The organism is Streptomyces flaveus, assembly GCF_014647675.1.
GTDB lineage: Bacteria > Actinomycetota > Actinomycetes > Streptomycetales > Streptomycetaceae > Streptomyces > Streptomyces flaveus.
Genome location: NZ_BMPQ01000043.1, coordinates 1 through 9,463 on the forward strand (window position 1 = coordinate 1; position 9,463 = coordinate 9,463).

General features: G+C 68.1%; 9 protein-coding genes. 3 read left to right on the top strand and 6 right to left on the bottom strand.

Annotated elements, in window-relative coordinates; translation table 11 throughout:
- Positions 1-232: 232 nt before the first annotated feature.
- The 3 genes from IEZ21_RS42420 to thyX form a co-directional block, all read right to left on the bottom strand.
- Positions 233-1,918, bottom strand: a complete 1,686-nt coding sequence (locus IEZ21_RS42420; protein ID WP_189327157.1) for a ribonuclease J — start codon at positions 1,916-1,918, stop codon at positions 233-235.
- A gap of 137 nt (positions 1,919-2,055) precedes the next feature.
- Positions 2,056-2,955 carry a 4-hydroxy-tetrahydrodipicolinate synthase gene (dapA, locus tag IEZ21_RS42425; RefSeq protein WP_189327158.1) on the bottom strand — a complete coding sequence of 300 codons (900 nt, stop codon included), beginning with the start codon at positions 2,953-2,955 and terminating at the stop codon, positions 2,056-2,058.
- 209 nt (positions 2,956-3,164) lie between these two features.
- Positions 3,165-3,905: an FAD-dependent thymidylate synthase gene (gene thyX / locus IEZ21_RS42430; protein WP_189327159.1), complete on the bottom strand. Its 741-nt coding sequence runs from the start codon at positions 3,903-3,905 to the stop codon at positions 3,165-3,167.
- Positions 3,906-4,118: 213 nt separating this feature from the next.
- Here thyX and IEZ21_RS42435 point away from each other — a divergent pair, with 213 nt between their 5' ends.
- From IEZ21_RS42435 to IEZ21_RS42445, 3 genes are all read left to right on the top strand, one after another.
- Positions 4,119-4,358 carry a hypothetical protein gene (locus tag IEZ21_RS42435; RefSeq protein ID WP_033326835.1) on the top strand — a complete coding sequence of 80 codons (240 nt, stop codon included), beginning with the start codon at positions 4,119-4,121 and terminating at the stop codon, positions 4,356-4,358.
- Between the two features lie 109 nt (positions 4,359-4,467).
- Positions 4,468-5,025 (top strand): SCO5741 family PH domain-containing membrane protein, encoded by a 558-nt coding sequence (locus IEZ21_RS42440; RefSeq protein ID WP_189327160.1) that lies wholly within the window; start codon positions 4,468-4,470, stop codon positions 5,023-5,025.
- 131 nt (positions 5,026-5,156) lie between these two features.
- Complete coding sequence (locus IEZ21_RS42445; protein WP_189327161.1) at positions 5,157-6,800, top strand: IS1182 family transposase; 1,644 nt, start codon at positions 5,157-5,159, stop codon at positions 6,798-6,800.
- A 78-nt stretch (positions 6,801-6,878) separates the two neighbouring features.
- On the opposite strand, the gene IEZ21_RS42450 is transcribed toward IEZ21_RS42445, so the two are convergent.
- From IEZ21_RS42450 to IEZ21_RS42460, 3 genes are all read right to left on the bottom strand, one after another.
- The gene (locus tag IEZ21_RS42450) at positions 6,879-7,331 is read right to left on the bottom strand and encodes a hypothetical protein (protein WP_189327162.1); all 453 of its coding nucleotides are present in this window, start codon (positions 7,329-7,331) and stop codon (positions 6,879-6,881) included.
- Between the two features lie 17 nt (positions 7,332-7,348).
- Positions 7,349-8,101: a 4-hydroxy-tetrahydrodipicolinate reductase gene (dapB, locus tag IEZ21_RS42455; RefSeq protein ID WP_189327163.1), complete on the bottom strand. Its 753-nt coding sequence runs from the start codon at positions 8,099-8,101 to the stop codon at positions 7,349-7,351.
- 53 nt (positions 8,102-8,154) lie between these two features.
- The coding region (locus tag IEZ21_RS42460) for a M16 family metallopeptidase (protein WP_246568767.1) at positions 8,155-9,463 on the bottom strand (1,309 nt) is incomplete at its 5' end.

Sequence of the window (9,463 nt, forward strand, 5' to 3'; positions counted from 1 at the left end):
ACGGACGCTTCCTTCGTACTCACCCTCGCGGGCTTTCCTCCGGGCTTCCCTTCGGTCTTGCGTCTCCGACTTTATCAGAAGATTTTGGTCGGAATTCCCATCCCGTTCGGGCTGGTTCCCCATGCACAGTTGCGCCGGGTTCCCGTTCAGGCGGAGCCGTAAACGTACTGGAGCGGGGCGCCTCGATGCAAATCGAGGCGCCCCGCTCCGAGTTCACGCGTACGACGATGTGTCAGACCTCGACCACGACCGGCAGGATCATCGGCCGGCGGCGGTAGGTGTCCGAGACCCATTTGCCCAGCGTGCGGCGGATGAGCTGCTGCATCTGGTGAGGTTCGACGACGCCGTCCTGGGCCGACTTCTCCAGGACCTCGGTGATCCTCGGGAGGACGTCGCTGAAGGCGGAGTCGTCGATGCCCGAACCGCGGGCCTGGATGTGCGGACCACCGGTGATCTTGCCGGTACTGGAGTCCATCACCACGAAGACCGAGATGATGCCCTCGTCGCCGAGGATCTTGCGGTCCTTGAGCGCGGGCTCGCCGACATCGCCGACGGAGAGGCCGTCGACGTACACGTACCCGGCCTGGACCTTGCCCGAGATCTTGGCCTTGCCCTCGACGAGGTCGACGGCGACGCCGTCCTCGGCGATGACGATGCGGTCGTGCGGGATGCCGGTGAGGGCGCCCAACTCGGCGTTGGCGCGTAGGTGGCGCCATTCGCCGTGGACCGGCATCAGGTTCTTGGGCCTGCAGATGTTGTAGAAGTACAGGAGCTCGCCGGCCGATGCGTGGCCGGAGACATGCACCTTGGCGTTGCCCTTGTGGACGACGTTGGCGCCCCAGCGGGTCAGGCCATTGATGACGCGGTAGACCGCGTTCTCGTTGCCCGGGATGAGTGACGACGCCAGGATCACCGTGTCGCCCTGGACGATACGGATCTGGTGATCCCGGTTGGCCATCCTCGACAGGGCTGCCATGGGCTCGCCCTGCGAACCCGTACAGACCAGCACGACCTTGCCGTCCGGTAGGTCATCGAGCGTCTTGACGTCGACGACCAGGCCCGGCGGGACCTTCAGATACCCGAGGTCTCGGGCAATGCCCATGTTGCGGACCATCGAGCGGCCGACGAAGGCGACCTTGCGGCCGTATTCGTGGGCGGCGTCGAGGATCTGCTGGATGCGGTGGATGTGGCTGGCGAAGCTGGCCACGATGATCCGCTTGCGGGCGCCTCCGAAGACCTGCCGCAGCACGTTCGAGATGTCGCGCTCAGGCGGGACGAAGCCCGGAACTTCGGCGTTCGTCGAGTCCGAGAGAAGGAGGTCGATGCCTTCCTCGCTCAGGCGCGCGAACGCGTGTAGATCTGTGAGGCGGCCGTCCAGCGGGAGCTGGTCCATCTTGAAGTCGCCGGTGTGCACCACCATGCCCGCGGGAGTGCGGATGGCGACCGCGAGGGCGTCCGGGATGGAGTGGTTGACCGCCACGAACTCGCAGTCGAAGGGGCCGATGCGTTCGCGGTGGCCCTCCGCGACTTCGAGGGTGTAGGGGCGGATGCGGTGCTCCTGGAGCTTCGCCTCGATGAGGGCGAGGGTCAGCTTGGAGCCGATCAGCGGGATGTCCGGCTTCTCGCGCAGGAGATAGGGGACACCGCCGATGTGGTCCTCGTGGCCGTGCGTGAGGACGATGCCCTCGATGTCGTCGAGGCGGTCCCTGATGGACGTGAAGTCCGGCAGGATCAGGTCGATTCCGGGCTGCTCCTCCTCGGGGAAGAGCACTCCGCAGTCGACGATCAGCAGTCGGCCGCCGTACTCGAAGACCGTCATGTTTCGGCCGATTTCGCCGAGGCCGCCGAGTGGGGTGACCCGGAGGCCGCCCTCGATGAGCTTCGTCGGGGGGCCGAGTTCAGGATGCGGATGACTCAAAAGACTCTCTCCTCACCACGCGCGCCACGTACCTGGCAGGGCACGTGGCGCGCGTGACGTTCGTGCATTAGCGGTTGTCTGGGTGGTGCAGGCCTTTGGCCTGCGTGGTCGTACGTATTCAGTTGTGAAGTCTGTGATCAGAGCTGTACCCCGCCGGCGGCAAGATCGATCTTGAGCTGGGCGGTCTCCTCAGGTGAGAGTCCGACCATGGGCAGGCGCAGCGGTCCGGCGGGCAGGCCCTGGAGGGCGAGCGCGGCCTTGGTGGTCATGACGCCCTGGGTGCGGAACATCCCGGTGAAGACGGGGAGCAGCTTCTGGTGGATCTCGGTGGCCTTCTGGACATCGCCGCTGATGTACGCGTCGATCATGGCCCGCAGGTCGGGGGTGACGACGTGGCCGACGACGGAGACGAAGCCGACCGCGCCCACGGAGAGCAGCGGCAGGTTCAGCATGTCGTCGCCGGAATACCAGGCGAGGCCGGAACGGGCGATGGCCCAGCTGGCGCGGCCGAGGTCGCCCTTGGCGTCCTTGTTGGCGACGATACGCGGGTGCTCAGCGAGGCGCACGATCGTTTCCGAGTTGATCGGTACGCCGCTGCGGCCCGGGATGTCGTAGAGCATGACCGGGAGTTCGGTCGCGTCGGCGATCGCCGTGAAGTGCCGGTACAAACCCTCCTGCGGGGGCTTGTTGTAGTACGGCGTGACGGTGAGGAGGCCGTGTGCGCCTACCTTCTCGGCGGCGTGGGCCAGCTCGAGGCTGTGGTGAGTGTCGTTCGTGCCGACGCCGGCGACGATGTGGGCGCGGTCACCGACCGCCTCCAGTGCGGCCCGTACGAGATCCGTTTTCTCCGCGTTGCTGGTGGTCGGGGACTCGCCGGTGGTGCCGTTGATGATCAGGCCGTCGTTGCCTGCGTCCACCAGGTGGGTGGCGAGCCGCTGCGCGCCGTCCAGGTCGAGTGTTCCGTCCGCCGTGAAAGGCGTGACCATTGCGGTGAGGACCCGCCCAAAGGGGGTCTGCGGAGTGGAGGTCGGAGCCATGGGTAACACGCTACTCGCTGCTCAGCGCGCGGTCTGCCCTCGGGTCGGGCGACAAGTCGTGACAAAGGTGGGACCCGGCACTGCCTGCTCGGGGGTTCAAGCAGTGCCGGGTCCGTTTGATCAGGCTAAATGAACAACTCGAAATGCCGCAATACGGACACTTCGCCGGTCGACCCGTACATCTGTGCCGGATGCTGCAATGGAGTGCGCTACGGCGCGACCCGACCGTTGGTGTTGAACGCGGCGTACGTGAGGGGCATGAGCTGTGCCCATTCCGCCTCCATCTTCTCGCCGACCATCTCGATCTCCCGCTGCGGGAAGGACGGCACCTTGGCGAGCTCGTGCTGCGTGCGCAGGCCCAGGAAGTGCATCAGGGAGCGGGCGTTGCACGTCGCGTACATCGACGAGTACAGGCCGACGGGGAGGACCGAGCGGGCGACCTCGCGGGCGACGCCGGCCGCCAGCATCTCTTGGTACGCCTCGTACGCGCGCACGTACGAGTCGTCCATGACGCGGCCGACGAGCTCCTGCTGGGCCTGGGTGCCCTCCACGAAGACGTACTTCCCGGGGCGGCCCTCCTGGACCAGCTTGCGGGACTCGTCCGGGACGTAGAAGACCGGCTGGAGCTCGCTGTACCGACCCGATTCCTCGTTGTAGGACCAACCCACGCGGTGGCGCATGAACTCGCGGAAGACGAAGATCGGGGCGCTGATGAAGAACGTCATCGAGTTGTGCTCGAAGGGGCTGCCGTGCCGGTCCCGCATCAGGAAGTTGATCAGGCCCTTGGAGCGCTCGGGGTCCTTCTTGAGCTCGTCCAGGGACTGCTCCCCGAGGGTCGAGACGCGGGCGGCGAACAGCACGTCGGAGTCGGCCGCGCTGTGCTTGACAAGCTCGACGGTCACATCGCTGCGGAAGCTGGGCTTGAGGTCGCCGGCGGGACTGTCGGTCACGGCTTGCGGAGTCCTTCCCATCGCTGGCCCATCGCTGGCTCGGGCGGCGCCCACTCTACGGCCCGGCGCTGACAACGGGTCGTTCGGTGGCGGGCCGCGACATTCATCGCCGAACTTCTGCGAATTCGGTGAAACGGGGCACCTTTTGGGGCGTTCGTGCGTCTGTCTTGGTGAGCACGATCCGTTCGAGTTTCACGAGGAGAAGCAGTTTCCATGTTCCGTCGGCGCGAGCCTGTTCCGTTCGCCTTCATCGCCGAAGCCGACAAGTACCGCAGCAATGTCACTCCCCCGCCCCGCGAGCGTGCCTCCGTCTCAGAGATAGCCGGGCGCTGGCTCATCGGCCTCACCGTCGTCGCCGGGCTCGCGGGCTCTCTGCTCTTCGGGATGCCCGCGCTGTCGCAGAACCAGTCACCGGCTCAGACCCAGCAGTCCGAGGCCTCGAACAGCCGCTGAGCGCCGCTGGCAGCCGAGGCTCATCCAGACCCCCGAGGGTGGTGAGCAGGGGCATGGCTAGGTAGCCTCACCAGGCACAGACCGTGCGTGGATTGAGTGAGGATCAGTCGTGCCCCTGCCCTTCCTGACGGCCGACCGCGCGTTCGACGAGGTGGCGGACGATCTCCCGCTGCCGTTCGACGACCGTGACCACTGGCGGCGCTCCTACCGGCCCGGTCCGTGGCGGGTCGCCATGGCGGCGCTCCTGCTGCTGCTCGCTTCGTACGTGCTGTTCGCGGCGGTCATCATCGCGGTGGCCGGCACGCTGGGCGCGGGCGCGATCTGCTTCGGTGTGGCGCTTTTGGTCATCGGCTGTGCGCTGCGGCTGTTGCGGGTGGGTGCGTGGGTGAGCGCACACGGGCTGCGTCAGGTGCGCTTCTTCGCTACGCGTACCGCGCCCTGGGCACAGGTCGTGGAGGTGCGCACGGTGCAGCAGCCGGTGCGCTGGCTCGGGCTGCCGCGCACGGTGCAGGGGCAGGCGCTCCTCCTCGTCCGCCGGGACCGGCCGGGCGACGAGCCGACGCCGTTGCTGACCACGCACAACGCGGACTTCCTGGGGCGCCCCGCGGCCTTCGACCGGGCGGCGGACGGCATCGAGGTGTGGGCGGACGAGTACCGGCACGCCTGATCGACAGCGCGAAGGGGCCGGTCCGCGTAGGACACTGTTGGTAAATGGCTCGGCCCCTTGCGCGTGACGTCGGCCTTCATCGCCTGGTTGTGGGTGGTGAAGGCCGACGGTGCGTTTTGGGGAGGGTGTCGGTGTCGCTGCGGGAGCCCGGGTTGGGTGAGATTCCGGCGGAGACGGAGCGGGTGGCTCGGGCGGTGTGTCCGGACGGCACGCCGGCGATGCGGCTGCGCGATGAGTTCGGGGACGTCTTCTCCGGTGAGGCGTTCGCCTCCCTGTTCCCGCGGCGGGGTCGTCCTGCGGTGCCTCCGGGTGTGTTGGCGCTGGTCACGGTGTTGCAGTTCGCTGAGGGACTGTCGGATCGGCAGGCCGCTGCCGCGGTGCGGGTGAGGATCGACTGGAAGTACGCGCTCGGGCTGGAGCTGACCGATACCGGCTTCGACTACTCGGTGCTGAGCGAGTTCCGAGCCCGCCTGGTGCAGGGGCAGATGGCGGATGAGCTCTTCGAGGAAGTGCTCCAGGCGGCCAGGGAACGGGGGCTGCTGAAGACGTCGGGCAGGGCCCGGACCGATTCCGCCCGGGTGCTGGCGGCGATCCGGGCGGTCAACCATGTGGAGATGCTCGGGGAGACACTGCGGGCGGCCTTGAACGCGCTCGCCGCGGCGTTTCCGCAGTGGCTGGCCGCGCGGGTGGATGCGGAGTGGTTCGACCGTTATGGGCACCGAGTGGAGGAAGCAAGGCTGCCCCGGGGCAAGGAGAAGCGCGAGGCGTGGATCGAGCAGGCCGGGGCCGACGGGATGCGCCTTCTGGAAGTGGTCTTCTCCCCGCAGGCCCCGCGTGAGGCGCGGTCGCTGGAGGCGGTTGAGCTGCTGCGTCAGGTCTGGGTGCAGAACTTCCAGATCGTCGATGGGAGCGTCTGCCGACGGGATGCGAAGAACGTGCCGCCGGGCCGGTTACGGCCGTTCTCGCCCTACGACACCGACGCGCGTGCCGGCGCCAAGCGGGGCACCAGCTGGACCGGCTACCTGGTCCAGCTGACCGAGACATGCGAGCCGGACGCACCCAACCTGATCACTCATGTCGCCACCACGGACGCGTCCGTGAACGACCTCAAGATGATTGATGCCATCCACGCTGACCTGCGTGCTCACGGCCAGCTCCCCGCCGTGCATCTGGTGGACGCGAACTACATCGACGCCCAGGGTCTGGCCGACGCCGAGCAAGCGGGCATCAAGCTGGTCGGGCCGGTCAACAAGAACACCACCACCCAGTCATCCGGCAAGTTCGCCACGGACGCGTTCGCCGTGGACTGGGAGAACAAGCGGGTGACCTGCCCCAACGGCCGGGTTGCGGACAGCTGGTATCCGCGTGTCTCCTCGCACGGCATCCCGGTGATCCGGGTCCGGTTTCCCGCGGCCGACTGCCGGGCCTGCCCGGACGTGAATGCCTGCGCGCCGTCGAAAGCCGGCAGGGGCCGGGAGATCATGCTGCGAGAGAGAGCCGCACATGAGGCCATGCAGCGCAATCGTGCTGACCAGCAGGACCCTGAGTGGCGGAGCCTCTACCAGCACCGACAGGGCATCGAGGCCACCGTTTCACAAGGCGTCCGGGCCTTCGGCCTGCGGCGGTCCCGATATCGCGGCCATCCCAGAACCCGCCTCCAGCACCTCTTCACCGCCACCGCGATGAACCTCGCCCTGCTCGATGCCTGGATCACCGGCACACCCCGAGCCGGAACCCGCATCTCCCGCTTCGAACGACTGCGTCCCGCTGTCTGACGGCAACGGGACGCAACCAAGGAGCCATTTACCAACAGTGTCCGCGTAGGGCCGGCCTCTTCGTCGTACCCCTCGAGCTCAGGCCTGTACAGGCCTGCCCTCGCGCAGGGCGATGGCGCGCTGCATCGCCCTGCGGGCGCGCGCGGTGTCGCGGGCGTCGTGGTAGGCGATCGCGAGACGGAACCAGCTGCGCCAGTCGTCCGGGGCGTCCTCGGTCTCGGCCTTGCGGCGGGCGAAGACCTCGTCGGCCGAGTCGCGGTCGATGCGGCCGGCCGGGGTGCGCTTCAACTCGTCGACGGGCAGGCCGCCTTCAGCGTCGAGTTCGGCGGCGAGCTGGTTGGCCTTCCGGACGAACTGCGTGTTCTTCCAGAGGAACCACAGGCCGATCACCGGCAGGATGAGGACCGCCACCCCGAAGGTGACCGTCAGGGCCGTGCCGGTCTCGATGAGCATGACCCCACGGCTGCCGACCAGGACGAAGTAGACGACGAGGACGGCGGCCGTGACGGCGTACGTGATCTTCGCGCGCATGGTTGTCGTCCGACCGCTCAGTTCAGGTCCAGGAAGTGTTCCAGGCCGAAGGTGAGGCCGGGGGTGTCCACGACGCGGCGTACGCCGAGCAGGATGCCCGGCATGAAGCTGCTGTGGTGCAGCGAGTCGTGGCGGATGGTGAGGGTCTCGCCCTCGCCGCCGAGGAGCACCTCCTGGTGCGCGAGCAGTCCGCGCATCCGCACCGCGTGTACGGGCACGCCGTCGACGTTCGCCCCGCGGGCGCCGTCCAGTGCCGTCACCGTGGCGTCGGGCTGCGGGGCGCTGCCCGCGCGCTCCCGGGCCGCGGCGATGAGCTGGGCGGTGCGCGTGGCGGTGCCGCTGGGGGCGTCGACCTTGTTCGGGTGGTGCAGCTCGACGACCTCGACGGACTCGAAGTACGGCGCGGCGGCCTCCGCGAACTTCATGGTCAGTACGGCGCCGATGGAGAAGTTCGGGGCAATGAGCACACCTGTCTCCGGGGAGGCGGCCAGCGAGGTGTTCAACTGCGCCAGGCGCTCGTCGGTCCAGCCCGTCGTGCCGACCACGGCGTGGATGCCGTGGCGTACGCAGAAGTCGAGGTTGCCCATGACCGAGGCGGGCGTGGTCAGTTCGACGACGGCCTGGGCGCCGGTCTCCACCAGCGTCTCCAGTTTGTCGCCGCTGCCGAGGGCGGCCACCAGCTCCATGTCCTCGGCCGCCTCGACGGCTCGTACCGCCTCGGATCCGATGCGGCCCTTGGCGCCGAGGACCGCCACGCGCAGCTTGCTCATGTTCTTGATTCCTTAGTCGAGGACTTACGCGGACTTACGCGGCGGTCGAGGACTTATGCGACCGCTTCGTCCAGCCGGGATGCCTGCTTGTCCTTGAGCGGGCCGATGACCGACAGCGAGGGCCGCCGACCCAGGATGTCGCGGGCCACGTCCCGTACGTCGTCGGGGGTGACCGCGGCTATCCGGGCCAGCATGTCGTCGACCGACATCTGCTCGCCCCAGCACAGCTCACTCTTGCCGATGCGGTTCATGAGCGCACCCGTGTCCTCCAGGCCGAGGACGGTGGAGCCCCTCAGCTGGCCGATGGCGCGGCCGATCTCGTCGTCCGACAGACCGTGCTCGGCGACCTGGTCGAGCTCGTCGCGGCAGATCTTCAGAACGTCGTGGACCTGGCTCGGCCGGCAGCCCGCGTATACGCCGAAGAGTCCGCAGTCGGCGAAGCCCGAGGTGTACGAGTACACGCTGTAGGCCAGGCCGCGCTTTTCACGGACCTCCTGGAAGAGGCGGGAGGACATGCCGCCGCCGAGCGCGGTGTTCAGGACCCCCATGGCCCAGCGGCGGTCGTCGGTGCGGGGCAGACCGGGCATGCCGAGGACGACATGGGCCTGCTCGGTCTTGCGGCCGAGCAGTTCGACGCGGCCCGCGGCACGGATGGCGCGCGAGCCGTCACGCGGGGCCTTGGGCGTGGCGTCCGGCTGCTTCAGGGCGCCGGCCTTCTCGAAGGCGGCGCGGACCTGGCGTACGACCTTGTTGTGGTCGACGTTGCCCGCGCAGGCGACGATGAGGTGCGTCGGGTCGTAGTGCTTCTTGTAGAAGCGGCGGATGCGGTCCGCGGTGAGGGCGTTGACCGTGTCGACCGTGCCGAGGACGGGGCGGCCGAGGGGGGTGTCGCCGAGCATGGTGGACGCGAACAGGTCGTGTACGCAGTCGCCCGGGTCGTCCTCGGTCATCGCGATCTCCTCGAGGATCGCGCCCCGCTCGACGTTCACGTCCTCTTCGAGGATCAGCGAGCCGGTGAGCATGTCGCAGACGACGTCGATGGCGAGGGGGAGGTCGGCGTCGAGCACGCGTGCGTAGTAGCACGTGTACTCCTTCGCCGTGAAGGCGTTCATCTCGCCGCCGACCGCGTCGATGGCGGAGGAGATGTCCATCGCGCTACGGCGGGACGTGCCCTTGAAGAGCAGGTGCTCCAGGTAGTGCGTGGCACCGTTCAGAGCCGGCGTCTCGTCGCGGGAGCCCACGTGCGCCCAGATGCCGAAGGTGGCGGAGCGCACGGAGGGCAGCGTTTCGGTGACGACGCGCAGGCCTCCGGGGAGGGTCGTCTTGCGTACCGTACCGATGCCGTTCTGGCCCTGGATCAGG